Genomic DNA, 24,802 nt, shown 5'->3' on the forward strand with positions numbered 1-24,802 from the left:
GGAGGGGAGGCGCTGGCGGCGGGCGCTATCCCTCCAGCAACACGTCCGCTTCGCTCCGTTCCACCCCGTCCTGGCCGCGCGCGACGACGCTGGTCACCGCGACGTCCATCGTGACGTTGCCCAACGTCCGCACGATGTCGGGCATCGTCTCGACCGCCACGAGCAGCGCCAGCGGCTCGATCGGCACCCCCATCGCCAGCGCGATCGGGGCGATCGACGAAACGAAGCTGATCGTTCCCGGCAGGCTCACCGACCCCAGCGCAGTGATCGCCGCCGCGGCGACGCCGATCGCGACTTGCTGCGGGGCGAGCTCGATCCCGAACACATGCGCGACATAGACCGCGACCGCGATGTTCATCGCCGGACCGGTGAAGCGGAAGATCGCGACCGCCAGCGGCAGCACCACGCCTGCGGTCGCGACCGGCAGTCCCAACGCCTCGGTGCCGCGCAGCATCGCGGGCAGCGAGGCGAGCGACGACTGGGTCGAGATCGCCACCGCCTGCGCGGGCGCGACCGCGCGCACGAAGCGCTTGAGCGGCACCCGCCCGAGCAGCATCGCGGTGGGATAGGCTAGCATCCAGATCAACACCCCGGTGCCCGCGACGATCGCGACATAATGCACCAAGGCGCCGAACGCCGACGTCCCCGCGGTCGCGCCGACGACGAAGGCGAGCGCGAATACCCCGATCGGTGCGAGCAGGAGCACCCAGCCGATCATCACCAGCATCGTGTCGGCCACCGCCTGGAAGAAGCGGGTCAGCGTCTCGCGCGGTTCGGCGGGCAGGGTGGTCAGCGCGAAGGCGAAGGTGAGCGTGAAGATGATCAACGGCAGGAACTGGTCCTCCGCCGCTGCCGAAATCGGATTGGTCGGCACCATCGCGATCAGGAAATCGCTGAACGGCGGCACGTCGCCGACCGGCGCCGCGCCCGAGAAACTCGCGCGCAGCGCCGCGCCTGCCTCGGCGGGCAGCGGGAACAGGTCGAGCAGCCCGAGCGCGAACAACGCGCCGAGCGTCGCCGAAATCCACAGCCACGACATGAAGATCACGATCGCGCGCGCGGCCAGGCGGCTGGCCTTCGCCGCCTTGGCGGTCGCCGCGACGCCGGTCACCAGCAGCGCCACCACCAGCGGGACGATCGTCATCCGCAGCGCGTTGAGCCAGATCGTGCCGATCGGCTGCGCCACCGCGCTGCCGGTCTCGGCCCAGCCCGGCTGCCATTGCGACAGCGCGACGCCAAGCGCCAGGCCCGCCGCCAGCGCCATCAAAATTCGCATTGCTTGCGACATGCTCGCCCTTCGTTGTTTGGCACGCTATCAGGCTGGCCGACCGATCGGGCAAGGTGGAGCAGGGCACGGCGATGGCAAGAAAATATTTCGGCACCGACGGGATTCGCGGTGCGACCAACATGGCGCCGATGACCGCGCAGATGGCGATGAAGGTCGGCATGGCGGCGGGGGCGCATTTCCAGCGCGGCGACCATCGCCACCGCGTGGTGATCGGCAAGGATACGCGGCTGTCGGGCTATATGCTCGAAAACGCGATGGTCGCGGGGTTCACCTCGGTGGGGATGGACGTCGTGCTGGTCGGGCCGATGCCGACGCCGGCGGTCGCGATGCTCACCCAGTCGATGCGCGCCGACATGGGGGTGATGATCTCGGCGAGCCACAACCCCTATGCCGACAACGGCATCAAATTGTTCGGCCCCGACGGCTTCAAATTGTCCGATGCCGACGAGGAAGCGATCGAGGCGCTGATCGACCGCGAGGTGCCGCTGGCGGCGTCGAGCGACATCGGTCGCGCGCGCCGCTACGACGATGCGCGCGGACGCTACATCCATTTTGCCAAGGCGACCTTCCCCGACGACCTTCGGCTGGACGGGCTCAAAGTGGTGGTCGATTGCGCCAACGGTGCCGCCTATCAAGTGGCGCCTTCAGCGTTGTGGGAGCTGGGCGCCGAGGTCGTCGCGATCGGCATCGATCCCAACGGCAAGAACATCAATGACGGGGTCGGCTCGACCGCGCCCGACACCTTGCGCGAGACCGTGGTGGCATCGGGCGCGCATATCGGCATCGCGCTCGATGGCGATGCCGATCGGCTGATCGTCGTCGACGAACATGGCCGGATCGTCGATGGCGACCAGCTGATGGCGACGATCGCCACCGGCTGGGCGCGGCGCGGGCGGCTCAATGGCGGCGGGCTGGTGGCGACCGTGATGTCGAACCTCGGGCTCGAGCGCCATCTGGGCGAGCAGGGGCTTGGCCTGATCCGCACCAAGGTGGGCGACCGCCATGTGCTCGAGGCGATGCGCGCGCGCGGGTACAATGTCGGCGGCGAGCAATCGGGGCACATCATCCTCACCGACTACGCCACCACCGGCGACGGGCTGGTCGCCTCGCTTCAGGTGCTCGCCGAACTGGTGCGCGCGGGCGCGCCGGCGAGCGAGGTGCTCCACCGCTTCGAGCCGGTGCCGCAGATATTGAAGAATGTCCGTTTCGCCGGCGGCAAGCCACTGGAGGCCGCGAGCGTGATCGATTGCATCGCGGGTGCCGAGGCCGAGCTCGCGGCGAACGGCCGGCTGGTGATCCGCCCCTCGGGCACCGAACCGGTGATCCGGGTGATGGCCGAGGGCGACGATGCCGCGCAGGTCGAGGCGGTGGTGAACCGCATCTGCGACGCGGTGCGCGCAGCGGCGTAAGGGAAAAGTGAAAGCAGCGCTGCCGGGTCGCCCTCGACCCGGCAGCGCCCGATGGTGTCAGCCCTTGGGCAGCAACACCGAATCGATGACGTGGATCACGCCATTGGTGCAATCGATGTCGGCGGTCACGACCGTCGCATCATTGACCTTCACGCCGTCGGTGCCGTCGACGTTCAGCGTTTCGCCCTGCACGCTGGCGGGGGTTGCGGTCGCGCCGGCGAGATCGCCCGACATCACCTTGCCGCTGACGACGTGGTAGGTGAGGACTGCGGCCAGCTTTTCCTTGTTCTCTGGCTTCAGCAGTTCTTCGACCGTGCCCTCGGGCAATGCTGCGAACGCGGCATCGGTGGGGGCGAACACGGTGAAGGGGCCGTCGCTCTTCAGCGTTTCGACCAAGCCAGCGGCCTGCACGGCTGCAACCAACGTGGTGAAGGACCCGGCAGCTACCGCCGTATCGACGATGTCATGCGTTTGATCGCTCATGGGAGAATACTTTCCTTGGAGGATGGTGCGACAACCCTGATGGCCCGTCGCGGAGCTACCCCTATCCCCAAGACGCCATGGAGTGGCATACCGTATAAAGCATCAGTCAGCGAACTGTAATGTTTGAAACGCCAGCGACAGTCGGTCCTTGGATTGGCCGCTTTATTTCGAAATATGTGACCAAAGGCGGTATTATATTAGCCGATAGCGTTACCAAGCCGCGATCATTGCTCTGCAAAAGCGTTGCTGGTGTCCGCCGCAGTCAAGCGATATGGCGTAGCGATGCTCGAAATGCGCCCTGATTGCGAACGTTGCGGCACCGATTTGCCGCCTGCCGATCCCGGCGCGTTCATCTGTTCGTTTGAATGCACTTTTTGCGCGGCCTGTGCCGATGCGCTCGACGAACGCTGTCCCAATTGCGGCGGAGAACTGCTCGATCGCCCCACGCGCACCGGCAAGCGACCGGCGGGCAAGCCAGCATGAACCCGCCGCGCATCCTCATCGTGGCAGGCTCCGATTCGGGCGGCGGAGCGGGCATCCAGGCCGATATCAAGACCGCGACGATGCTCGGCTGCCATGCGATGACCGCGATCACCGCGATCACCGCGCAGAACACGCTCGGCGTCGATGCGGTCCATCCGATCCCTACCGACATGGTGATGGCGCAGGTCGATTGCGTGATCCGCGACATCGGCGTCGATGCGGTCAAGATCGGCATGATCGGATCGGCGCGCACCGCCGCGGCGCTGGCCGAGCGGCTCGCCGAGATGCCCGGGCTGCCGATCGTGTTCGATCCGGTGATGATCGCCACTTCTGGCGCAACGCTGGCCGACGACGCCACGATCGCCGCCTTTGCGCGACTGATGCGCGTCGCCACCGTCACCACTCCCAATCTGCCCGAGCTCAAGGCGCTGTCGGGCATGTCGATCCTCGACAAGGCGGCGCAGCGCAGCGCCGCGCGCTCGCTGGTGCAGCGCCGCGGCAGCGCGCTGCTGGTCAAGGGCGGCCATGCCAAGGGGCGGCAAGTCACCGACCGGCTGTTCCAGCAATCCGAAGGCACCGCGCCCGAAATCGAATGGACCGGTTCAAGGCTCGACGGCGAGGCGACGCATGGCACCGGCTGCACGCTGTCGACCGCGATCGCGTGCGAGCTCGCCAAGGACTGGACCTTGCCCGAGGCGATCGGCCGCGCGCGGCGCTTCGTGCGGATCGCGATTCAGGACGCCGCCGATCTGGGGCAGGGGCATGGGCCGATGGCGCAACAGGCGGTGCGGCTCGACCTCAACCAATCGCGCTGGTCGCCGATGCTCAACCACGTCACCGTGCCGGCGAACGGCCTTGGCGAGAGCGAGCATTTCTATCGGCTGCTGGGGCTTCGCCAGATCGTCCGCTCCGACGATCGCTATGCGCGCTTCGAAACCGAAGGCGGCGCAACGCTGAGCATCGAGGTCGAGCAGCAGCTCGCCGCGCCGGTCATCTATCTCGAATGCGGCGACCTCGATGTGACGGTGCCCTATCTCAAGGCGCAGGGGCTGAGCTTCGTGCAGGAGCCGACCGACGAGAAATGGGGCTGGCGCGAGGCGCGGCTGGTCGATCCCGCGGGCAACACCGTATGTCTGTACCAGGCGGGCGAAATGCGCCGCTTCCCCCCCTGGCGGATCGGCGATGCCTGATTATTCGCACGAAGCACAGCATGCCGGCCCGGTGGTGGGGGTCGACGAGGCGGGGCGCGGGCCGCTTGCAGGGCCGGTGGTGGCGGCCGCCGTCGTGCTCGACGCCGATTGCATTCCCGATGGGCTGAACGATTCGAAGGTGCTCACCGCCGCGCGCCGCGCCGACCTGTGCGCGCGGCTGCTCGATTGCGCGCGCGTCGGCGTCGGCATCGCCAGTGTCGAGGAGATCGACAGCCTCAACATCCTGTGGGCGACGATGCTGGCGATGACCCGTGCGGTCGAGGCGCTCGACCTCGTGCCCGGCATGGTCCTTGTCGACGGCAATCGCTGCCCCAAGTGGCAGTTTTCGAGCCGTGCGATCATCGGCGGCGATGCCTTGTGCCTGTCGATCGCCGCCGCCTCGATCGTCGCGAAGCATCGCCGCGACTGCATGATGCGCGACTATGATGCGGTCTATCCCGGCTATGGCTGGGCGTCGAACAAAGGCTATGGGGCCAAGACGCACCAGGAGGCGCTGGTGCGGCTGGGGCCGACGCCGCTGCATCGTCGCAGCTTCGCGCCGGTGCGGCAGGCCGAACTCGCGCTGGCGATGGCGCAGGGGTGACGGCGAGTGGCGGCGGGCACCGGGTGACAAACTTTCCGCCCCGCTGAGTCCTGCGCGCCACACCGCAACCGCTTGCGGGTAGCGCCGACCCGCGGACTCAACATGTGGTTGCGCAAGCGAAATATCATGCCGTTTTAACGATTTCTTCAATCCCGGCGTTAACCACTGCGTGCTTGACGGAGTCGCGCTTATCCGCAGGAATGCGGCCTCAAGGAAGCCGGGGGTTGTCGATGCAGGTGCTGGAAAAGATCAAGCGCGGACCCGCGCCGACAAAGCGCGCGCTCGCCGCGCCCGCGCCCTTGCCGCTCGACAGCATCATCATGCGCGATTGCGTCGCGGCGATGAAGGCGCTGCCCGCCGCGAGCATCGACTGCATCTTCGCCGATCCGCCCTATAATCTGCAATTGGGCGGCGATCTCGCGCGCCCCGACGGCAGCCACGTCGACGCGGTCACCGACGATTGGGACAAGTTCGACAGCTTCGCGGTGTATGATCGCTTCACCCGCGCCTGGCTGAAGGAAGCACGCCGCATCCTCAAGCCCACCGGCACCTTGTGGGTGATCGGCAGCTATCACAACATCTTCCGCGTCGGCACCGCGGTGCAGGATCTGGGCTTTTGGATCCTCAACGACATCGTCTGGCGCAAGGCCAATCCGATGCCCAATTTCAAGGGCACGCGCTTCACCAACGCGCACGAGACGCTGATCTGGGCGTCGATGGGCGAAAAGGCGCGCTACACCTTCAACTATCGCAGCATGAAGACGCTCAACGACGAGCTGCAGATGCGATCGGACTGGGAATTTCCGATCTGTGGCGGCCCCGAGCGGCTGAAGCAGGACGGGGTAAAGGTCCACCCGACGCAAAAGCCCGAGGCGCTGCTGTACCGGGTGCTGCTGGCGACGACCAAACCGGGCGACGTGGTGCTCGATCCGTTCTTCGGCACCGGCACCACCGGCGCGGTCGCCAAGCGCCTGGGCCGCCGCTGGATCGGCATCGAGCGCGAGCCGAACTATATCGCCGCCGCCGAGGCGCGGATCGCCGCCGCGCTGCCGCTCGATGAATCGCTGCTGGTGACGATGCAGGCGGGCAAGAGCGCACCCAAGGTGTCGTTCGGGACGCTGGTCGAAACCGGCTATATGCCCGCCGGCACCAAGCTTACCGACGCCAAGCGCCGCTGGTCGGTGACGGTGCGCGCCGATGGCTCGCTGCACGGTGCCGACGGCGAAGGGTCGATCCACAAGCTGGGTGCGACGTTGCAGGGGGCGCCGTCGTGCAATGGCTGGACCTTCTGGCACCATGAGGCCGAGGGCAAGCTCCAGCCGATCGACACGATCCGGCAGAAGTATCTGCTGGCGACCCAGCCTTGAATCCCTACCACCGTTCGTCCTGAGTAGGGACTGAGCGAAGGCGAAGGCCCGTATCGACAAGCTCAGCGGCTACTCAGGACGAACGGTTATGCTCGATCACATCGTGCGGTAAGGACCATTCATGGCTTTCCGAATCCCCGCCGCCGCGCGCCTCTATCTCCGCCCCACCCAATTCGCCGACACCCCCATCGGCCGCGACGGCGAGGTCGCGCGGCTGGCGGGCGGGCTGCAATGGTTCGCCGCGTATGAGCTGATCGCGGTCGAAGCGGGGAAGCGCACCGCGCAGGCGACGATCGCGGTCGCCGACCTCCCCGCGTTGCTGGCAACGCTCCCCGAACCGCAGGCGCAGCAGCTTCAAGTGCTCGCCGCCCGCATCTCGGCCCCGCGCCCAGCGATCCACGCCGGCGATCGCGTGATCCGGTTCGACCAGCCGATGGTGATGGGCATCCTCAACGTCACGCCGGACAGCTTCTCCGACGGCGGCGCGCATGTCGACGATCCGGCGGCTGCGGCGGGGGTGGGGGTCGATATGGCGGCGATCGGCGCAGCGATCATCGATGTCGGCGGCGAATCGACGCGGCCGGGCGCGGCGGCGGTGTGGGAGGGCGACGAGATCAAGCGCGTCGTTCCCGCGATCGAGCGTCTGGCGGCGAGCGGTACGCCGGTGTCGATCGACACGCGCAAGGCCGGGGTGATGGAAGCCGCGCTCGCGGCGGGCGCGCATATCGTCAACGACGTCGCCGCGCTCGCCTGGGACGACCGCGCGGTCGAGGTGGTCGCGCGCGCGGGCTGCCCGGTGGTGCTGATGCACTCGCCCGATCCCGCCAAGGGGCCGCATGGCGGCGAGGGGTACGGCGACCCGCTGATCGAGGTGTATGACTGGCTCGAGGCGCGGATCGCCGCGGTGGTTGCGGGCGGCGTCGATCGGGCCAAGATCATCGTCGATCCGGGCATCGGCTTCGGCAAGGCGCTGTCGCACAACCTGGCGCTGCTCAACGGGCTGTCGCTGCTGCACGGGCTCGGCTGTCCATTATTGCTGGGTGCCAGCCGCAAGCGGATCGTCGGCGCGCTGGCGAACGAGGCGCCGGTCGATCAGCGGCTCGGCGGATCGCTGGCGCTGGCGCTGAAAGGGGTGGAGCAGGGCGTGCAGATCCTGCGCGTGCACGACGTGTTCGAAACGGTGCAGGCGGTGCGGGTGTGGCGCGGGATGCGCGATGCCGCGCTGGTGGGGCGGTAGGTCTTTCCCCCCCTCCCTGGAAGGGAGGGGAGCAGGCAAATTACGCCGCGCTTTGATCGATCCCCAGCTCGCCCAGTTTCCGGTACAGCGTCGACCGCCCGATCCCCAGCCGCCGTGCGACTTCGGTCATGCGGCCGCGATAATGGCCGATTGCCAGGCGGATCACATCGGCCTCGATATCCTCGAGCGCGCGCAGATTGCCGTCGGGGCGGAATAGCGTGACGCCGCCCGATTGCTCGAATCCGTTGCTCGCCTTCGAAGGTTCGGAGCGCAGCGCGCTCATCTGTGCGATCTGCGGGAAATCGGCGCGGGTGAGCGCGTCGCCGTCGCACAGCACCGCCGCGCGGAACAAGGCGTTCTGCAACTGGCGGACATTGCCCGGCCATTCATAGGTGCCGAGCAGTCCGATCGCATCGTCGGTGATGCCAAGCGGCCGCAGCCCCGGCTGCTCGCCGATCCGCGCGAGCATGTGGCGCGCGAGCGGCGGCACGTCGCCCGGCCGGTCACGCAGCGGCGGGATCGTGACCTGCACCACGTTCAGCCGGTAATATAGGTCTTCGCGGAACCGCCCCGCCTCGACCTCGTCGGCCAGCGTCTTGTTGGTCGCGGCGATGATCCGCACATCGACTTCGCTGGCATGGCGCGCGCCGAGCGACTGGACCTCGCCCGATTGCAGCACGCGGAGCAGTTTCACCTGCGCCTCGAGCGGCATCTCGCCGATTTCGTCGAGGAAGATGGTGCCGCCATCGGCTTCCTGGAAGCGCCCGATCTTGCGTTCGAATGCGCCGGTGAACGCGCCGCGTTCGTGGCCGAACAGCTCGCTTTCGACGAGATTGGCGGGGATCGCGCCACAATTCACCCGGACGATCGGCTTGCGGCCGCGCGGCGAGGCGTTGTGGATCGCCTCGGCCACCACTTCCTTGCCGACCCCGCTTTCGCCTTCGATCAACACCGGCACCCGCGCGCGTGCGGCCTTGGCGGCGATCGCCAGCGCGGCGCGGAACTGCGGTGCCGATCCGACGATCTCGTCGAACGCCAGCGGCATCGACAATTTCTCGGTCAGCGGGCGCAACTCGCCCGCGCTCTTGGCGCCCACCGCGATGTCGAGCGCGGCGAGCAGCCGTTCGGGGGCGAGCGGCTTGACGAGGAAATCGGTCGCGCCCGCGCGCATCGCATCGACCGCGTTGGCGACCGATCCGTTGGCGGTGAGCATCAGGATCGGCAGCGCGGGGCGGTTGCGCTTGAGTTCGGCGATCAGCCCGGCGGCGTCGCAATCGGGGGCCCAGGCGTCGAGCACGATCGCGTCGAGTCGCATCCCGTCCTGCGTCCCCAGCATCGCCAGTGCCATCTCGTAATCATTGGCAAAAACCGTCCGCCAGCCGCGGCGCGCCGCGATCGCGGCGACCAGCCGGCGCTGCGCGGGTTCGTCGTCGATCAGCATAAGCAACTGTTGTTCGCTGCGCGTCATCGCCCTGACTGTCCCTACTGTCCCTGTTTCGAACACAAGCGGTACGCGCCAAGCATGAAAATGCACTTAAGCAGGCCCCTACTGCAAGGGGTGCCGCAAGGGGCTTGAGGGCGTGGGCGCTGCCGGTTAGAGGTGGCGCTCATATAAGCGGCAGGAGATAGCGCGCGTGGCCGAAAACGGCGAAACCCCGGTACGTACCGACACCTTCGACGGCTTCATCCGCATGGTGAAGATCGGCACGGCGATCACCGTAGTAGTGACGATCGCAGTCGTCGCCCTGATCGCCAGCTGACGGTGAAGATCGCCGTCCTTCGGGAGCGCGCCGCCGGCGAAAGGCGGGTCGCCGCTACGCCCGAGACGGTGAAGAAATTTATCACGCTCGGCGCCGAGATGGCGGTCGAGACGGGGGCGGGTGCGACCTGCTCGATCGCCGATGACGCGTATCGCGCCGCGGGTGCCAGCGTCGGCGATGCCGGCAGCGTGCTGGCGGGCGCCGATATCGTGCTCGGCGTGCAGGGGCCCGATCCCGATTCGCTGGCGGGGATCGCCCCCGGCGCGTGGATCGTCGCGGCGCTCAATCCCTTCGGCACCGGCGAGCAGGGCGGGCGCGCGCGCGTCGATCGCTACGCCGCGCTGGGGGTCGAGGCGCTGGCGATGGAGCTGATGCCGCGGATCACCCGCGCGCAATCGATGGACATCTTGTCGTCGCAGTCGAACCTGTCGGGTTACAAGGCAGTGCTCGATGCCGCCGCCGAATATGGCCGCGCCTTTCCGATGATGATGACCGCGGCGGGCACCGTCAGCGCGGCGCGGCTGTTCGTGATGGGGGTCGGCGTCGCAGGGCTGCAGGCGATTGCCACCGCGCGGCGGCTGGGCGCGCAGGTATCGGCGACCGACGTGCGCGCCGCGACCAAGGAGCAGATCCAGTCGCTCGGCGCCAAGCCGATCTTCGTCGAGAATGTCGCGGGGATCGAGGGCGAAGGCACCGGCGGCTATGCCACCGAAATGTCCGACGAATACAAGGCGGCGCAGGCCGAACTGGTCTCGGCGCACATCGCCAAGCAGGACATCGTCATCACGACCGCGCTGATCCCCGGCCGCCCCGCGCCGCGGCTGATCTCGGCGGCGCAGGTCGCCAGCATGAAGCCCGGCAGCGTGATCGTCGACCTGGCGGTCGAGGCCGGTGGCAATGTCGAGGGCGCGGTCGCGGGCGAAGTCGTCGAGGTGGGCGGCGTCAAGATCGTCGGCCATCGCAACGTCCCCAGCCGGCTGGCGGCGGACGCATCGGCGTTGTTCTCGCGCAACCTGTTCAACTTCCTGTCGGCCTTCTGGGACAAGGATAGCGGCCGCCCGGTGCTCGACGAAGAGATCGGCGACGCGATCCGGCTGACCAAAGGCGGGCAGGTGGTTCACGCGCGGCTGCTGGGCGCCTGATGGGCCTCTTCTCCGCGACCGAGACCAAGATCGAAACCGTCGAGCGCGACTATGCGCCGGTGCTTATCGACGGCGAGCGCGTGCTGATCGCGTTCAAGGCGGTGCGCGACCTGGTGTTCCTCACCAATTTGCGGCTGTGCACCGTCAACGTGCAGGGGCTGACCGGGCGCAAGGTCGAGATCGAGAGCATTCCCTATCGCTCGATCGTCCGCTGGTCGATCGAACGCGCGGGGACGTTCGACATGGACGCCGATCTGCTGGTGTGGATGTCGGGAAGCGATTCGCCGCTCGAGGTGAAGGTGGCGGCGGGCGCCAACATCGTCGCGGTCCAGCAGGTGCTGGCACGGCATATATTGGGGGCGGTTCGGTAGCAGACACCAAGCTTCTCGAGCGGATGCGCGGCAATCCCAACGACTGGCGGATCGAAGAAGTCATCGCGGTCTGCGCCGCGCACGACATCGGTTGCACGCCCCCGCGCAACGGGTCACATTACAAAGTGAAGCATCCCAGCCGCACCGAGATACTTACCATCCCGGCGCGTCGGCCGATCAAGGCGGTATATATTCGGGCGTTGGTGCGCTTCGTCGATCAGGTGAACGGAGAATGATCGTGAACCCGCATGCGTATGAAGTCGATATCCGGCCGCTGGCTCCTGAAGATGGCGGCGGCTTCGTCGCGATTGCGCCCGAATTGCCCGGCTGCCGCTCGGACGGCGACACGCCGCAGGAAGCGCTCGACAATGCCTATGACGCGATCGCCTGCTGGATCGAGGCGGCCAATGAAATGGGCCGCGACGTGCCAGAGCCACAGCGCCGCGCCGCAGCCTGAACCCCCGGAGCATAACGCATGGACTTCATCAGCATCCTGTCGGTCTTCGTGATGGCCTGTTTCGTCGGCTATTATGTCGTCTGGTCGGTCACGCCGGCGCTCCACACGCCGTTGATGGCGGTGACCAACGCGATTTCGAGCGTCATCATCGTCGGCGCGCTGGTCGCGGGGGCGGCGGCGGGGTCGCCGGTGGCCAAATGGCTGGGGTTGCTCGCGGTGGTGCTGGCGAGCGTCAACATTTTCGGCGGCTTCGCGGTCACCGAACGGATGCTGGCGATGTACAAGAAGAAGGAACGGCCGGCGACCAATCCCAAATGACGTCAACCCAGCGCAAGCTGGGGTCTCGTCGGACAAGGGCGCGCTATCACCGGGAGATGCCAGCCTGCGCTGGCAGGACGAATTGGGGACTAGAACATGCATGAAGCCGCACCGGTCGATCCCACGATAGCGTTCGCCTATCTGGTCGCAGGCGTCCTGTTCATCCTGGCGCTGCGCGGGCTGTCGAGCCCCGAGACCAGCCGGCAGGGTAATCGCTTCGGCATGATCGGCATGGCGATCGCGGTGGTCACGACTTTGGTGACCCATTCGGTCGCCAGCCTGCCCGAGATCCTTGGCGCCATCGCGGTCGGCGCCGCGATCGGGCTGTTCACCGCGCGGCGAATCGCGATGACCGACATGCCGCAATTGGTGGCGGGGTTCCATTCGCTGGTCGGGCTTGCCGCGGTGCTGGTCGCGTGCGCCGCGTTCCTCAACCCGGTCGCGTTCGGTATCGCGGATATGGTGATCCCGATGATCGGCGAGCCCTTCGCCGCGATCAGCCCGGTCAGCCGGGTCGAAATGGGGCTCGGCGTCGCGATCGGCGCGATCACCTTTTCGGGATCGATCATCGCGTTCCTCAAGCTCAACGGCAATATGGGGGGCAAGCCGATCCTGCTGCCCGGGCGCCATGTCCTCAACCTTGCGGTGCTCGCGGGCATCGTCGGGCTGATCGCTTTGTTCACCGTCGACCAGAGCCCCTGGATTTTCTGGACGATCACGATCCTGGCGTTTGCGATCGGCTTCCTGCTGATCATCCCGATCGGCGGGGCCGACATGCCCGTCGTGGTGTCGATGCTCAACAGCTATTCGGGCTGGGCCGCCGCGGCAATGGGCTTTACGCTCGGCAACACCGCGATGATCATCACCGGCGCGCTGGTGGGATCGTCGGGCGCGATCCTGAGCTACATCATGTGCAAGGCGATGAACCGCAGCTTCATCAGCGTGATCGCGGGCGGCTTCGGCGCGACCGAGAGCACCGCCGGCGGCGGCGGGGCGACCGATCGCCCCTGGAAGCGCGGGAGCGCCGAGGATGCCGCCTTCCTGATGAAACAGGCCGAACAGGTCATCATCGTCCCCGGCTATGGCATGGCGGTGGCGCAGGCACAGCATGCGCTTCGCGAAATGGGCGACAAGCTCAAGCACGAAGGGGTGCGGGTGAAATATGCGATCCACCCGGTCGCGGGGCGGATGCCCGGCCATATGAATGTGCTGCTCGCCGAGGCGAACGTGCCCTATGACGACGTCTTCGAGCTCGAGGACATCAATGGCGAGTTCGCGCAGACCGACATCGCCTTCGTCATCGGCGCCAACGACGTGACCAACCCGGCGGCCAAGACCGACAAGACCTCGCCAATCTATGGCATGCCGATCCTCGACGTCGAAAAGGCCAAGACCGTGTTGTTCATCAAGCGGTCGATGGGGGGCGCCGGCTATGCCGGCGTCGACAACGACGTCTTCTATCGCGACAATACGATGATGTTGCTCGCCGACGCCAAGAAGATGGTCGAGGATATCGTCAAGGCATTGGACTAGATTTGATCGGTTTCGGACCGAACTAGACACCCTGTCGGCAAGATCGCACCATTTCGACGGTTGTCGTATCGCGCAATATCAAGGGGTTTGAGGCATGATTGCTCCAATTCGAAGCTGATGGAGTCTTTGATGCCGCAAGCCGACCACCAATCCTATACCGAGTCGCTTGGCGGTCGCGATCGTCTGATGCTGCTGGTTGCCGACGACGCCGCCGCGATCGCCGCAATCGAGCGCGCGGCCGCAGCGTCGAGCACGCGCGACCTGGTGGGGATCGCGTTTCGCGACGCCGCCGAATCGCTGTCGCGCCGTTCGCGTTTCGGCGCGATCCTGATCGACACCACCGGGGTTGCCGACGACGTCGCGTTCGAGACGCTGGCGCGCATCGATGCCGTAGCGCGCGAGCGCGTGGTGCCGGTGATCGCGAGCTTTTCGGAGCAGCAGATCGACCTGGTCGCATCGCAGCTCACCTGGACCGCCACGCAATTTCTGTGCGAGCCCGGGGAAGCCGATCGCTATGGCGCGATCGCGCTCGCCGAGCCGGTGGCGGGGGCGGTGCTGCGCGAGGCGCCACGCGAGGCCGAACAGCGCCGGCTGCACCAGCTCAACGAAGAGGTCGCGCGGATCGCCGAAACGCTGGCGAAGCTCGCGCGCGGCGACGGCGCGGGCCAGGCGGTGACGGTGCGCGACCGGGTTAAAGGGTTCGCCGCACAGCCGCCCGCCGCCAATGGCGATGCCGAGATCGATTCGAGCGAGATCCGCGCCGCGATCCGCGCGCGGCGGATGCGCGAGCAGTTCTTCGAGCGCGAACTCTTCGCCGATCCCGCCTGGGACATGCTGCTCGACCTGTTCGCGGCGCGGCTCGATCGCAGCCGCGTATCGGTGTCGAGCCTGTGCATCGCCGCCGCGGTGCCACCGACCACCGCGCTGCGCTGGATCGGCACGATGCGCGAGGCGGGATTGTTCGAGCGGCAGGACGATCCGTTCGACCGTCGCCGCGCCTTTATCGGGCTGACCGCGAAGGCGGTGGCGGGGATGCAGGGCTATGTCGCTGCGGTCCGTCGCGCGGGCCTGACGATTACCTGACGTCGCGCAACCTGGAGCCGCAAAGGGCCATCGACCGATCGATGGTGGGCGCTGACGGGCTCGAACCGCCGACCCTCTCGGTGTAAACGAGATGCTCTACCAACTGAGCTAAGCGCCCCTTCGCGAACCCGCGTCATAGCTTTATTTGCGCGCAGGGCAAGCGCGCGCGGGCGGTGCTTCAGCGAAGCCAGCGCAGCATGTGCGGATAGCGCGTGTGCGCGTCGGCGGCATCGGCGCCCGCCGCCATGCCCAGCCATTGCAGCATCGGCAGCCCGATCGGCGTACCCGCCGCGAACGCCTCGGCGATCCAGTTGCCGCCACCGCGATAGCCATCGGCGCGGAATACCAGCGCGGGATCGATCCCGATCCGCACTGCGGCGGCATAGGACCAGGCGATCGCCCCCATCTCCTCGGCGGGGCTGGTCGATACCTCGCACAGCGTCGCGCGCAGAGGCGGTTCGGTCAGCGCGACATGCCCCGCTTCGTGGAGCAGGTCGCCGGGGTTCGTCAGCCGCTGCGGATCGTACACCACCGCGCCGCTCCGGATCGTCATCGCCGGCAGGAAGGTGTCGCGATCGATCTCGCCCGCCACCAGCGCGATGCCGATCGTGTCGAGGAACGCGGCGATCCGCGCCACGATATGCGCATCGGCTGTCGTCATCGCATCCCATCCTTGCCGCGAACACAGGCTATCACCGCGCCGCGCCGGGTACGAGCCTTGCGGTGCGCGCCGCGACCCGGCATCCCTAGGCGCGTGGATGACGCGCCGGGGGGGCTGGGATGTTCGCGTATCGCGTTTCGGGATTGAGCGTATCGAGCGACCTGGCGCTGCCGGGGCTGATCGCCGGCGACCCCGGCGAGCCCGCCGACATCGTGATCCGCGAAGGCGACGTGCCGGCCGCGCTTCCGGGTAGCATCGCCGCGGGGCCGAATTGGCAGATGGCCGACGAGCGGTTCCTGCTCGCGGTGCCGGGGATCGTCCGCATGGCGATCAGCGCGCGGCGCGAGATACGCTATGCGCTCGACGGCGGCGATGCGCGAGATGCCGCGCCCTTCGTCGGCGGTACCGGTTTCGGCATTCTGCTGCACCAGCGGGGGCGGATCGTGCTCCATGCCAGCGCTGTCCGCGTCGGCGATGGTGCGGCGTTGTTCTGCGGGCCGTCGGGGGCGGGCAAGTCGACGCTGGCGGCGGGGCTGGTGGGGGCGGGTCATGCGCTGCTCGCCGATGATTTCTGCGCGATCACGATCGATCCCGATCGCGGCGCGATGGTCCATCCCGACGGGCGCCAGTTAAAACTATGGGACAATGCGATCGCCAGCCTGTCGCTGGAGGCGCAGCGCGCCGATCCGGTGCGCGCCAAATTGCGCAAATTCCATGTCGAGCCGCACGCCGCGGTCACTGCGCCGCTGCCGGTGCGCGCGGTGTATGTGCTGCGCGAGGCGCGGCCGCCGCAGCTTGCCGGCATCGTCCAGCCCAACATCGTCGATGGCGCGATGCTGGTGCGCCGCAACGCCTATCGGCCCAGCCTGGTCGAGCGGATGCGCCAGCAGGACCTGTATTTCCGCGCCGCCGCGCTGCTCGCGGGCGCGCGGCCGGGCGGCGTCTTCACGCTGACGCGGCGGATGGATTTCGCCGATTTCACCGACGTTCTCGATAGCCTGAAGGCGCATTGGCGGACGATCTGCCTGGCCGGGTCCGCCGGGTGAAACGGACGATCTGGCTCGCGTCGTACCCCAAATCGGGCAACACCTGGTTTCGGATGCTCATCGCCAATCTGGGGCGATCCGAGCCCGCCGACATCAATGCGCTGCCGTCGCGCGGCGGGATCGCGAGCGGGCGCGCGATGTTCGATTCGGCGATGCTGTTTCCCTCCGCGTTGCTGACGCACGAGGAGTGCGACCGAATGCGACCGATGGTCTATCGCTCGGAGGCGATGCATGCCTGGCGCGATCCCGATGAGGAGGACGCGGGCGAGGGCATCGGCGGGGTGCATTTCGTCAAGACGCATGACGGCTGGACCATCGGCGACGACGGCGTGCCGTTGCTGGGGGGCACGGCGGCGGCGGCGGGCGCGATCCTGATCGTTCGTGATCCGCGCGCGGTCGCCGCGTCGCTGGCGCATCACGAAGCGCGATCGATCGACGATACGATCGGCTTCATGGGCAGTAGCACCTCGGCATTTTGCGGGCGCGATGATCGGCTCCACCGCCAATTGCGCCAGCGCTTGCTGGGGTGGAGCGCCTTTCATGCCAGCTGGCTCGATCAGGCCGAATTGCCCGTCCACTGCGTCCGCTATGAGGACATGCACGCCGATCCCGCTGCAGGGCTTGCCGCCGCGCTCGACTTTGCCGGGGTCGCCGCCGATCGCGAAGCGATCGCCCGCGCGGTCGAATTCGCGCGGTTCGACGCGCTGACCGCGCAGGAGCGCGAAAAGGGGTTTCGCGAGGCGCCGCCGTCGCGGGTCGATCGCGCCTTCTTCCGGCGCGGGCGTGCCGATGGCTGGCGCGACGAGCTCAGCGCGGGCCAGCAGCAAGCGATCGAGCGCGATCATCACGCGATGATGCAGCGGCTGGGCTATCGCGCCGACCCGCCTCCCGCATGACCAGCGCCCGGCTGTGGACCGCGTTGCGGATGGGGCCGCGCAACCAGCTGCTCGCGCTCGAAGCGGTAGCGGCGCTCACCACGGCGCGGGTGGCGCTCGCCCGTCGCTCCTTTGCCGAGGTCACCGCCGCCACGGGGCAATTGGTCGCGCCCGACGATCCGCGCGCGGTGCAGCCACCGCCGCCCGAAGCGCAGCGAATCGTGATCCGCCAAGTGCGCTGGGCGATCGCGGCGACCGCGGCGCATCTGCCGTTCCGCGCCAAATGCCTGCAACAGGCGCTCGCGGCGCGCGCGATGCTCGATCGGCGCGGGATCGCCAGCGTGATCCATTTCGGGACGATGCGGGTGGGCGAGGCGCTGGGCGAGGGGCATGTCTGGCTCGATGCCGGCGGGATCGGGGTCACCGGCTTTCCGGTCGACCCGGCGCTCACCGAAATCGGCTGCCTGGTCGGCGGGGATCAGGCGCCGGCGCGAAGCTGATCGCGCAGCCAGTCGTTCACTTCGCAATCGATCACCAGGTGGACGCGATCGGTGTCGCCGGCGTTCACCACGCTGTGGGGGTCGGCGAGCCGCAGATACCAGGCGCTGCCTTCGGGCATCACCACGCGGATGCCGTTCAGCCGGAAATCGACCGCGTCGTTGGTCGTGATCGGCACGTGGATCCGCGCCATTCCCTGCGCCGCGTCGAGATCATGGTCGCGATGCTCCTTGATCACCGACCCCGCCGATAGCCGCATCAGCCGCACCGTCTGCAACGGGCAGGCGAACGCCGCGAGCACGTCGCGCAGATAAGGGGTGGCGGCCAATAGCGGGCCGTCCTCGAACGCGGTCGCGGCCGGATCGGCGTAGATCATCATCACCGGATGCGTCGCGCCTTTCACGATGCGCAGCGGCAGCACGTCCCAGTCGCCGCGGTAATTCTGCCGCACCATATGCGCGGTCCAGGCGCTGGTGTGCAGCCGGTCGAGATCGGCGCGCAGCCGGGCGACATCGAACGCGAGCGGAAGACGGATGACAGGCGGCATGGCGAATGCAAAGCTATGCGTTGCAACGCTTTGGGGGAAGCCGAGGAATGTCGCACGCCGACCCACCGATCGATCGCCTGCGCCAGGCCGTCCTCGACAGCGCCGCGCTGCAAGCGCGGTTGGTGGCGATCGACGATCGCGACGCGTTCGTCGCGGCGCTCGCCGAGATCGCGGGGTCGCTTGGGATCGCGCTCGACCATGATGCCGCGGTCGACTCGGTGCGGCCCGATCCGGTCGGGCTCGCGCGGTTCGCGCCTGCACGCTTCACCCAGATCGCGTGGCCCGTGGGCGACTGGCTACCCACCGCGATCGTCCCCGGGCCCGAGGGGGCGGGCGTCGAATGGCTGCATTTCGGCGACTCACCGCTGACCGCACCATTTTTCGAAGACTCGCTGCGCGCCGCGCGCCGGCGTCCGTTCAACCGCTGGCTTCGCGTGCGCACGCCGCTGGTCGCGCTCGCCGATGGCGCGCCGGGTGGTGCGTTGGCCCCGCCGAGCGGCCTGGTCTTCCATCTGTCGCGCTGCGGATCGACGCTGGTGGCGCAGATGCTCGCCGCCTCGCCGCGGCATGTGGTGGTGTCCGAAGCGCCGCCGTTCGATGCGCTGGTGCAATTGCTCGAACGCCAGCCCGCTATCCCCTTGGCGCAGCGCGTCCTGCTCGTGCGGGCGATGGCGGCGGCGCTGGGGCGCGACCGTTTCGGCAATCGGCGGCATTATTTCCTCAAGGTCGACAGCTGGCACACGCTGGCGCTGCCGCTTTTGCGCCACGCCTTTCCCGATACGCCATGGGTGTTCCTCTATCGCGACCCGGTCGAAATCCTCGTCTCGCATCAGCGGATGCCGGGGTCGCAGATGGTGCCGGGGATGATGGGCGACCTGTTCGGGATGCCCGACGGCCATCTGCTCGGTATCACCGTCTATACCGCGCGCGTGCTCGCGCGGATCTGCGACGCGGTGCTCGCGCATCATGCGCTGGGTGGCGGCGCGCTGATCGGCTATCGCGACCTGCCCGAAGCGGTGGCCACGCGCATCCTCCCGCATTTCGGCGTGGCGCTCGATCCCGACGAGCAGGCGGCGATGGCGGCGGCGGCACTGCGCGACGCCAAATCGCCCAAGGCGCGCTTCGCGAACGACGCCGCGGCCAAGCAGCGCGAAGCAAGCCCCGCGATCCGTTCGGCGGCGGCGAAGTATCTGGATAATAGGATCGCCGATCTCGACCGCCTTCGTCTTGAGGCGGGCGGGTAGTCGCCCTAAGGTTGCGCGAGGGGCGGGGACTCGAGCATGATCGTGCACAAGCAGGATGGCTGGCTGGCGGCGCGGGTAGGTTCCGAATTATTGATGATGAGCGTCGAACGCGGGCTGTATCTGGGGCTGAGCGAAGTCGGCGCGCGAATCTGGGAGTTGCTCGACGACTGTCCCGACAGCATCGCGATCTGCGATCGGCTCGAAGCCGAATTCGTCGTGACGTCCGAAACCTGCGCCGCCGAAGTGGCGCAGTTCCTCAACCAGCTTGCGGCGCAAGGCGTCGTGCGACGCGAACCGCCGGGCTGACGCGTTGGCGCTGCAGTGAGTGCCATCTGCGGCATCGTCCGCTTCGATGGAGCCCCCGTCGATACCGCGGCGGTCGAGCGGATGGCCGCGGCGCTGGCGCATCGCGGCCCCGATGGGCGCGAGACGCTGGCGCTCGATTCGATCGGGCTCGGCCATTGCCTGATGCAGGTGAATGTCGAGGATCGGTATGAGGCGCAGCCGCTGCGCGACCCATCGACCGGCGTATTGCTCGTCGCCGATATCCGGCTCGACAATCGCGAGGCGGTCGCCGCCGCGGTCGGGCTCGCGCCCGACGCGTTGCCGACGCTGCCCGATAGCGCGCTATTGCTCGCCGCGTATCTGCATTGGGGCGAGGAGTGCGTCGATCACCTGATCGGCGATTATGCCTTCGTCATCTGGGACCGGCGCCGCGCCGCGCTGCTGATGGTGCGCGATCCGATGGGGCAGCGCGGGCTGTTTTTTCATTTGGCTGTCGACTGCCTGGTCTTCGCGAGCGAGGTGAAAGCGTTGTGGTGCGTCGACGGCGTCCCCCGCCGGTTGAGCGAGGTCGGCATTGGCCGGCGGTTGCTGTTCCCGATCGACCCTGCGCCCTGGGCGACGCTGTACGAGGGGATCGAGGCGCTTCCCGGGGGCACCGCGATGACGCTCGCGGCCGACGGCGATCGGTCGGCGCGCAGCTATTGGCAACCGCACGCCGACCCGGCCCACCTCGATCGCGACGACGCCTATTATCTGCGCACCTATCGCGCGCTGATCGAGGAGGCGATCGGCTGTCGCGTCCGCCGGTTGATCGCGTCGCCCGGGCTGCTCTTCAGCGGCGGGTTCGACAGCGGCACGATCGCCGCGGTGGCGGGGCCGATCGCCGCGGCGCGCGGGCGAAGGCTGGTTGCCGCCGCAGCGCTTGCGTCCGAGGGGGTGGATATACGGGTGCGCGACGCGCGCGATGCGGTGGAAGCGTTCGCCGACCGTGCCGAACTCGATATCCTGGCCTATCACCGCGGCGAAGACAGCATCTTCGACGCGCTCGAGGCCAATTTCGCCGCGACCGACAACGCTACGGGCGCCGATGTCCGGCACAAGCTATTCGCGCGGGTCGCGGCGCGCGGCGTGCGGCTGGTGATGGACGGGCATGGCGGCGACTACACCGTCAATTCGCGCGCGCCCTGGATGCTCGGTCGTATCCTGCGCCGCGGCGAGCTGCGGCGCTTCGCTCGCGAATGCCGCGCGCGCCGGCGCGCGACCGGACGGACGCTCGCGCAAATACTGCGCCACGATATTGCGCCCGCGCTGCTCCCTCTGCGGCTGATCGCGTGGCAGCAGGCATGGCGGCGCGGGGGCCGGTCTGTCCTGCGCGACCGGGCGGTCGCGCGCGGGTTCGCGCAGCGGCTGTTCGACGCGGGCGCGATCGACCCCGCGCGGCTGCGCCAAGCGATCCCAGTCGCGCATCGCTGGCGCGCGCGGGCGGTGCATCTGTTGCGGCGCGTGTCGCACGCGCCGCCTTATCCGGCGGTGCAGGCTGCGGCGCTTGGGCTCGATCTCACGCGCCCGTTCCACGATCGCCGCGTCGTCGAATTCGGGCTGGCGATCCCCGAGCGGCTGCAGTTTCGCGACGGGCTCGAACGCCCGCTGGCGCGTGCGGCCTTCGCCGATCGGCTGCCGCGACGACTGCTGAAAAACGGCCCGGGCAACGACGCGCAGGAACCCGAATTGTTCGAAATGACCGCGGCGCGCGCGCCTGCGGCGCTGGCGCTGCTGAAGCAAGATGTCGAACTGCAGCGCTATGTGGACTTCGACCAGCTCGAGTCGATGATCGCCAATGCAGACGGTCGCCGCCCCGCCGATCGCCGCCGGTTGCACGTCGCGATGCACGCGATCGTCACCGCGCGTTTCATCGCCTGGTTCGACCGCGCCAATCGCTGACCGGTCCGGATTCGCGCATCAGGAGCCGTATTGATAGCCGCCGGTCGAGGTGCCGTCGGTGGCAAGCGCCACCCCCGCGCCCGATTGGGCGATGTCGGAGACGATGACCGTGGGGGTGGACCAGAGGCGCCGGCCATCGTTCAAGGCCTCGACGGGGGCCGGCTTCGCCCGATCATCGGTCATCTTGCCCTCGTCGTGCGTCACCGCCACAGCTCCCTTCCGCGCTTGGGATCATTCTATGCTTGGGCGATATTGCACATCATGACGACGCAATGCAATCGAACACGCAATCGGCGCCGAAACCGACGCAACCCCTATTGCACCCGACAGTACTGCCAAGCGAACTGGCAGAGGACTCTATTTTGATATTGAAATCATTTCGGTATGCCATAGACTGGTGTCGTGAACAGTTCGACCAAGAACATCGGTTCACCTAGGTGGGGGCGCCAGATATGTCGGAACCGTTTCTAGGCGAGGTGAAGCTGTTCGGCTTCGGATTCGTTCCGCGGGGCTATATTGCGTGCAACGGGCAGCTTCTGCCGATCGCACAATATAACGCGCTGTTTTCGCTGCTTGGCGTGATGTATGGCGGCGATGGTCGCATCACGTTCAAGCTGCCCGATTTGCGATCGAGCGTCCCGATGGGATTTGCATCGACTGTACCGCAAGGTAGCACCGGCGGCGACGAGATGGTTTCGCTGACCGTCCAGACGCTGCCCGCGCATACCCATGCGATGGCCGCGATCGATGGCCCGGCGACCCGGCGTACGGCGGCCAATAACTATTTCGGCAGCGATACCTCGACCGTCGTCGATTTCTTCGGACCCGCGCAGTCGCTGGTGCCGATGGATCCCGCGTCGCTGCAGTCGAGCGGTGGCGGCGCGCCGCATTCGAACATTCAACCCTCGCTCGCGATCAATTTCTGCATCGCCACCAACGGGGTTTATCCTTCGCGCAATTGAGCGCCGATCGACACAATCAGGGCAGGGGTTGGATATGAGCGACCAATTTGTTGGAGAGATCCGCCTGTTCGCGGGGACGTTCGCACCCGCCGGCTGGGTCCTGTGCGATGGTCGGTTGCTGAGCATCGCCGCCTACGATGTGCTCTACACCTTGCTGGGAACGGCCTATGGCGGCGACGGGGTGAATACCTTCGCGGTCCCCGATCTGCGCGGGCGCGTGCCGGTCAGCCAGGGCCAGGGGATCGGCCTGTCGAACTACATCCTAGGGGAAGCAATCGGCAGCCAGGAGGTGACGATCCTCCCGATCAACATGGCGCCGCACACGCATTCGATGCTCGCCTCGACCGATGCCGCCACGCATATCGGGCCGGTCGATGGCGTCGCGGCGACGCCCACTGGCGGCGTGGTGAAGCCGACCCTCTATGTCTCGCGCAACGGCACCAGCACGTTGGTCCCGTCGCCGATGGATACCGCGGCGATCGGCGCGCAAGGCGGGAACCAGCCGCACGACAATATGATGCCGTTCGTGGCGATCAACTACATCATCGCGACCTCCGGGGTTTACCCCAGCCGGAACTAGCCCGAAACCGTTAGCGGAGGCACGACTATGCCCCAACCATTTGTAGGCGAAATCAAGATCTGCGGCTTCAGCTTTGCGCCACTCAATTACATGTTCTGCGCAGGACAATTGCTGCCGATCCGGCAATATACCGCGCTGTTCTCGATCCTGGGCACCAATTTTGGCGGCGACGGGGTTACCAACTTCGCCTTGCCCAATTTGCAGGCATCGGTGCCGATCGGGGCAGGGCAGGGGCCAGGGCTTACCATGCGATCGATTGGCGAAGTCGGCGGCGAGCCCGCGGTGACGTTGACGACGGCCGAGATCCCCAGCCACACCCATCCGCTGTCGGGCGCGACGCTCAGCCCTCCCAATCCCGATCAGAATGTCGGTGCCCCTGCCGCCAACACGATGTTCGGCGTATCGGCGCCGGGCTTTGCCTATAGCGATGCCGCGGCGCCGTTGGCCAACATGTCGCCCGCGGCGATCGCAGCGGCGGGCGGCAGCCAGCCGCACGAAAATCGCCAGCCCTTTGTCGCGCTCAACTTTGTCATCGCGGTGCAAGGGATTTTCCCGGCGCGCAATTAGGGACCGCGATGCCGATTGCGCCTGCCTGCCGATTGCCGCCGCCCTGGACCCACAAGGGCTATCGATTGCGCGCGGAGTGCGATGCCGACGAAGCGTTTCTGCGCGCGCTATACGCATCGACACGGACCGATGAACTCGCAGCGGCGATCGGTTGGAGCGAGGCCCGAAAGGCGGCATTCCTTGCAGGGCAATTCGCGGCGCAGCGGCTGCATTTCCGCACCCGGATCGCCGGGTGCGGTTTCTGGGTGATCGAGCGCGGCGGTGATCCGGTGGGGCGGCTGTATCTGCAGGATACCGCTGACCGAATATTGCTCGTCGATGTCGCATTGCTCCCCGCCGAGCGCGGCAACGGCCTCGGCTCGGCATTATTGGCGGCCGTGCTCGCCGGGGCCGATGCAGCGGCCAAGCCGGTCTGCCTCGCGGTCGAGCCGGCGAGCGCAGCGATACGGCTGTACCGCCGGCTCGGCTTCGAGGTGATCGGCGCCGAGGGTGGTCGGTATCGAATGGCGCGGCCGGTTCGCGCCGCCGCGCAGGCGCTCAGTTGAAGACGGCCTCGTACAGCGTGCCCGCTGCATCGCGGCCGACCGGGACCAAGAAGATGTCGAGCGTTCCTGCGGTCGGGTTGGCCAGCCGGTACAGCCCCTGCGCGAGCATCGGAAGGTGGTTCGACCGGAACAGCAGCGCGAACGGTTGGCGCACGGCCGCGCCATGAGCCGGCAGCGGTTTTACCTCGATCAGCTCCAAGGCTGGGGCGTCGGGCTGCTCGCCCACGATAAAAAGCTCGCCGACGCATGGCGCGAACCGGTCGAGCTCCAACAGCCCTTCGCTCATCCTGCCCCCGTTTCCGTCCCCGTTCCCCACGGTAATGTTC

31 protein-coding genes and 1 tRNA gene are annotated in these 24,802 nt (G+C 67.5%); 24 read left to right on the forward strand and 8 right to left on the reverse strand.

Annotation, left to right across the window (positions count from 1 at the left end):
• Nucleotides 1-25 precede the first annotated feature (25 nt).
• Entirely contained in the window at nucleotides 26-1,288 is a 1,263-nt protein-coding gene (locus tag OKW76_RS13225; RefSeq protein WP_265549323.1) for a dicarboxylate/amino acid:cation symporter, read from the reverse strand.
• A 71-nt stretch (nucleotides 1,289-1,359) separates the two neighbouring features.
• Here OKW76_RS13225 and glmM point away from each other — a divergent pair, with 71 nt between their 5' ends.
• Complete coding sequence (gene glmM / locus OKW76_RS13230) at nucleotides 1,360-2,697, forward strand: phosphoglucosamine mutase (protein ID WP_265549324.1); 1,338 nt, start codon at nucleotides 1,360-1,362, stop codon at nucleotides 2,695-2,697.
• Nucleotides 2,698-2,754: 57 nt separating this feature from the next.
• Here glmM and OKW76_RS13235 read toward each other — a convergent pair whose 3' ends face one another.
• The gene (locus OKW76_RS13235; protein WP_265549325.1) at nucleotides 2,755-3,180 is read right to left on the reverse strand and encodes a fasciclin domain-containing protein; all 426 of its coding nucleotides are present in this window, start codon (nucleotides 3,178-3,180) and stop codon (nucleotides 2,755-2,757) included.
• Nucleotides 3,181-3,462: 282 nt separating this feature from the next.
• Between OKW76_RS13235 and OKW76_RS13240 the strand changes: the two genes are divergently transcribed.
• The 5 genes from OKW76_RS13240 to folP all read left to right on the forward strand — a co-directional run bounded on the left by OKW76_RS13240 (nucleotide 3,463) and on the right by folP (nucleotide 8,061).
• Nucleotides 3,463-3,663 carry a DUF1272 domain-containing protein gene (locus tag OKW76_RS13240; protein WP_265549326.1) on the forward strand — a complete coding sequence of 67 codons (201 nt, stop codon included), beginning with the start codon at nucleotides 3,463-3,465 and terminating at the stop codon, nucleotides 3,661-3,663.
• Nucleotides 3,660-4,853, forward strand: coding sequence for a bifunctional hydroxymethylpyrimidine kinase/phosphomethylpyrimidine kinase (gene thiD / locus OKW76_RS13245; protein WP_265549327.1), 1,194 nt, complete (start codon nucleotides 3,660-3,662; stop codon nucleotides 4,851-4,853). Before OKW76_RS13240 ends, thiD begins: the two co-directional genes overlap by 4 nt.
• Entirely contained in the window at nucleotides 4,846-5,457 is a 612-nt protein-coding gene (locus OKW76_RS13250) for a ribonuclease HII (protein ID WP_265549328.1), read from the forward strand. The genes thiD and OKW76_RS13250 overlap by 8 nt, the downstream gene beginning before the upstream one ends.
• A gap of 230 nt (nucleotides 5,458-5,687) precedes the next feature.
• Nucleotides 5,688-6,824 (forward strand): DNA methyltransferase, encoded by a 1,137-nt coding sequence (locus tag OKW76_RS13255; RefSeq protein ID WP_322740128.1) that lies wholly within the window; start codon nucleotides 5,688-5,690, stop codon nucleotides 6,822-6,824.
• A gap of 121 nt (nucleotides 6,825-6,945) precedes the next feature.
• Entirely contained in the window at nucleotides 6,946-8,061 is a 1,116-nt protein-coding gene (gene folP, locus OKW76_RS13260; RefSeq protein ID WP_265549329.1) for a dihydropteroate synthase, read from the forward strand.
• Nucleotides 8,062-8,101: 40 nt separating this feature from the next.
• Here the strand turns inward: folP and OKW76_RS13265 are convergent, their stop codons facing one another.
• Nucleotides 8,102-9,529: a sigma-54-dependent transcriptional regulator gene (locus OKW76_RS13265; RefSeq protein ID WP_265549330.1), complete on the reverse strand. Its 1,428-nt coding sequence runs from the start codon at nucleotides 9,527-9,529 to the stop codon at nucleotides 8,102-8,104.
• 166 nt (nucleotides 9,530-9,695) lie between these two features.
• On the opposite strand from OKW76_RS13265, the gene OKW76_RS13270 reads away from it, so the two are divergent.
• From OKW76_RS13270 to OKW76_RS13305, 8 genes are all read left to right on the forward strand, one after another.
• Complete coding sequence (locus tag OKW76_RS13270) at nucleotides 9,696-9,821, forward strand: aa3-type cytochrome c oxidase subunit IV (protein WP_265549331.1); 126 nt, start codon at nucleotides 9,696-9,698, stop codon at nucleotides 9,819-9,821.
• 2 nt (nucleotides 9,822-9,823) lie between these two features.
• Nucleotides 9,824-10,963: an NAD(P) transhydrogenase subunit alpha gene (locus OKW76_RS13275; RefSeq protein WP_265549332.1), complete on the forward strand. Its 1,140-nt coding sequence runs from the start codon at nucleotides 9,824-9,826 to the stop codon at nucleotides 10,961-10,963.
• The gene (locus OKW76_RS13280; protein WP_265549333.1) at nucleotides 10,963-11,334 is read left to right on the forward strand and encodes a PH domain-containing protein; all 372 of its coding nucleotides are present in this window, start codon (nucleotides 10,963-10,965) and stop codon (nucleotides 11,332-11,334) included. The genes OKW76_RS13275 and OKW76_RS13280 overlap by 1 nt, the downstream gene beginning before the upstream one ends.
• 23 nt (nucleotides 11,335-11,357) lie before the next feature.
• Entirely contained in the window at nucleotides 11,358-11,570 is a 213-nt protein-coding gene (locus OKW76_RS13285; protein WP_265549334.1) for a type II toxin-antitoxin system HicA family toxin, read from the forward strand.
• Between the two features lie 2 nt (nucleotides 11,571-11,572).
• On the forward strand, nucleotides 11,573-11,791 hold the full coding sequence (locus OKW76_RS13290; RefSeq protein ID WP_265549335.1) for a type II toxin-antitoxin system HicB family antitoxin: 219 nt from the start codon (nucleotides 11,573-11,575) through the stop codon (nucleotides 11,789-11,791).
• A gap of 18 nt (nucleotides 11,792-11,809) precedes the next feature.
• Nucleotides 11,810-12,109: an NAD(P) transhydrogenase subunit alpha gene (locus OKW76_RS13295; RefSeq protein ID WP_265549336.1), complete on the forward strand. Its 300-nt coding sequence runs from the start codon at nucleotides 11,810-11,812 to the stop codon at nucleotides 12,107-12,109.
• A gap of 96 nt (nucleotides 12,110-12,205) precedes the next feature.
• A complete protein-coding gene (locus OKW76_RS13300) occupies nucleotides 12,206-13,642 on the forward strand; it encodes an NAD(P)(+) transhydrogenase (Re/Si-specific) subunit beta (protein ID WP_265549337.1) in 1,437 nt (478 codons plus the stop codon).
• Nucleotides 13,643-13,771: 129 nt separating this feature from the next.
• Nucleotides 13,772-14,725 carry a winged helix DNA-binding protein gene (locus OKW76_RS13305; RefSeq protein WP_265549338.1) on the forward strand — a complete coding sequence of 318 codons (954 nt, stop codon included), beginning with the start codon at nucleotides 13,772-13,774 and terminating at the stop codon, nucleotides 14,723-14,725.
• A 42-nt stretch (nucleotides 14,726-14,767) separates the two neighbouring features.
• Here OKW76_RS13305 and OKW76_RS13310 read toward each other — a convergent pair.
• Nucleotides 14,768-14,843: transfer RNA gene (locus OKW76_RS13310), tRNA-Val, on the reverse strand.
• 60 nt (nucleotides 14,844-14,903) lie between these two features.
• Nucleotides 14,904-15,386: a hypothetical protein gene (locus OKW76_RS13315; RefSeq protein ID WP_265549339.1), complete on the reverse strand. Its 483-nt coding sequence runs from the start codon at nucleotides 15,384-15,386 to the stop codon at nucleotides 14,904-14,906.
• Between the two features lie 119 nt (nucleotides 15,387-15,505).
• Here OKW76_RS13315 and OKW76_RS13320 point away from each other — a divergent pair, with 119 nt between their 5' ends.
• The 3 genes from OKW76_RS13320 to OKW76_RS13330 are packed head-to-tail and all read left to right on the forward strand — an operon-like array spanning nucleotide 15,506 to nucleotide 17,807.
• A complete protein-coding gene (locus tag OKW76_RS13320) occupies nucleotides 15,506-16,432 on the forward strand; it encodes a hypothetical protein (RefSeq protein ID WP_265549340.1) in 927 nt (308 codons plus the stop codon).
• On the forward strand, nucleotides 16,396-17,328 hold the full coding sequence (locus OKW76_RS13325; protein WP_265549341.1) for a sulfotransferase domain-containing protein: 933 nt from the start codon (nucleotides 16,396-16,398) through the stop codon (nucleotides 17,326-17,328). The genes OKW76_RS13320 and OKW76_RS13325 overlap by 37 nt, the downstream gene beginning before the upstream one ends.
• Nucleotides 17,325-17,807 carry a lasso peptide biosynthesis B2 protein gene (locus OKW76_RS13330; RefSeq protein ID WP_265549342.1) on the forward strand — a complete coding sequence of 161 codons (483 nt, stop codon included), beginning with the start codon at nucleotides 17,325-17,327 and terminating at the stop codon, nucleotides 17,805-17,807. The genes OKW76_RS13325 and OKW76_RS13330 overlap by 4 nt, the downstream gene beginning before the upstream one ends.
• Here OKW76_RS13330 and OKW76_RS13335 read toward each other — a convergent pair.
• Entirely contained in the window at nucleotides 17,786-18,352 is a 567-nt protein-coding gene (locus OKW76_RS13335) for an aspartyl/asparaginyl beta-hydroxylase domain-containing protein (protein ID WP_265549343.1), read from the reverse strand. The genes OKW76_RS13330 and OKW76_RS13335 overlap by 22 nt on opposite strands.
• A 47-nt stretch (nucleotides 18,353-18,399) precedes the next feature.
• Here OKW76_RS13335 and OKW76_RS13340 point away from each other — a divergent pair, with 47 nt between their 5' ends.
• From OKW76_RS13340 to OKW76_RS13350, 3 genes are read left to right on the forward strand one after another with little or no spacing between them, the layout of a single operon-like run.
• On the forward strand, nucleotides 18,400-19,596 hold the full coding sequence (locus OKW76_RS13340) for a sulfotransferase (RefSeq protein WP_265549344.1): 1,197 nt from the start codon (nucleotides 18,400-18,402) through the stop codon (nucleotides 19,594-19,596).
• Between the two features lie 36 nt (nucleotides 19,597-19,632).
• Entirely contained in the window at nucleotides 19,633-19,902 is a 270-nt protein-coding gene (locus OKW76_RS13345) for a PqqD family protein (RefSeq protein WP_265549345.1), read from the forward strand.
• 15 nt (nucleotides 19,903-19,917) lie between these two features.
• Nucleotides 19,918-21,822 carry an asparagine synthase-related protein gene (locus OKW76_RS13350; RefSeq protein ID WP_265549346.1) on the forward strand — a complete coding sequence of 635 codons (1,905 nt, stop codon included), beginning with the start codon at nucleotides 19,918-19,920 and terminating at the stop codon, nucleotides 21,820-21,822.
• A gap of 18 nt (nucleotides 21,823-21,840) precedes the next feature.
• Here OKW76_RS13350 and OKW76_RS13355 read toward each other — a convergent pair whose 3' ends face one another.
• The gene (locus OKW76_RS13355; RefSeq protein WP_265549347.1) at nucleotides 21,841-22,026 is read right to left on the reverse strand and encodes a hypothetical protein; all 186 of its coding nucleotides are present in this window, start codon (nucleotides 22,024-22,026) and stop codon (nucleotides 21,841-21,843) included.
• Between the two features lie 248 nt (nucleotides 22,027-22,274).
• On the opposite strand from OKW76_RS13355, the gene OKW76_RS13360 reads away from it, so the two are divergent.
• From OKW76_RS13360 to OKW76_RS13375, 4 genes are read left to right on the forward strand one after another with little or no spacing between them, the layout of a single operon-like run.
• Nucleotides 22,275-22,784: a phage tail protein gene (locus tag OKW76_RS13360; protein WP_265549348.1), complete on the forward strand. Its 510-nt coding sequence runs from the start codon at nucleotides 22,275-22,277 to the stop codon at nucleotides 22,782-22,784.
• Nucleotides 22,785-22,818: 34 nt separating this feature from the next.
• Nucleotides 22,819-23,364: a phage tail protein gene (locus tag OKW76_RS13365; protein WP_265549349.1), complete on the forward strand. Its 546-nt coding sequence runs from the start codon at nucleotides 22,819-22,821 to the stop codon at nucleotides 23,362-23,364.
• A 27-nt stretch (nucleotides 23,365-23,391) separates the two neighbouring features.
• Nucleotides 23,392-23,931: a phage tail protein gene (locus OKW76_RS13370; protein WP_265549350.1), complete on the forward strand. Its 540-nt coding sequence runs from the start codon at nucleotides 23,392-23,394 to the stop codon at nucleotides 23,929-23,931.
• Between the two features lie 8 nt (nucleotides 23,932-23,939).
• Nucleotides 23,940-24,476, forward strand: a complete 537-nt coding sequence (locus OKW76_RS13375; protein WP_265549351.1) for a GNAT family N-acetyltransferase — start codon at nucleotides 23,940-23,942, stop codon at nucleotides 24,474-24,476.
• Here OKW76_RS13375 and OKW76_RS13380 read toward each other — a convergent pair.
• Nucleotides 24,469-24,762: a DUF6916 family protein gene (locus OKW76_RS13380; RefSeq protein WP_265549352.1), complete on the reverse strand. Its 294-nt coding sequence runs from the start codon at nucleotides 24,760-24,762 to the stop codon at nucleotides 24,469-24,471. The genes OKW76_RS13375 and OKW76_RS13380 overlap by 8 nt on opposite strands.
• Nucleotides 24,763-24,802 lie beyond the last annotated feature (40 nt).

It is taken from the genome of Sphingomonas sp. S1-29, from assembly GCF_026167545.1.
Taxonomy (GTDB): domain Bacteria; phylum Pseudomonadota; class Alphaproteobacteria; order Sphingomonadales; family Sphingomonadaceae; genus Sphingomonas.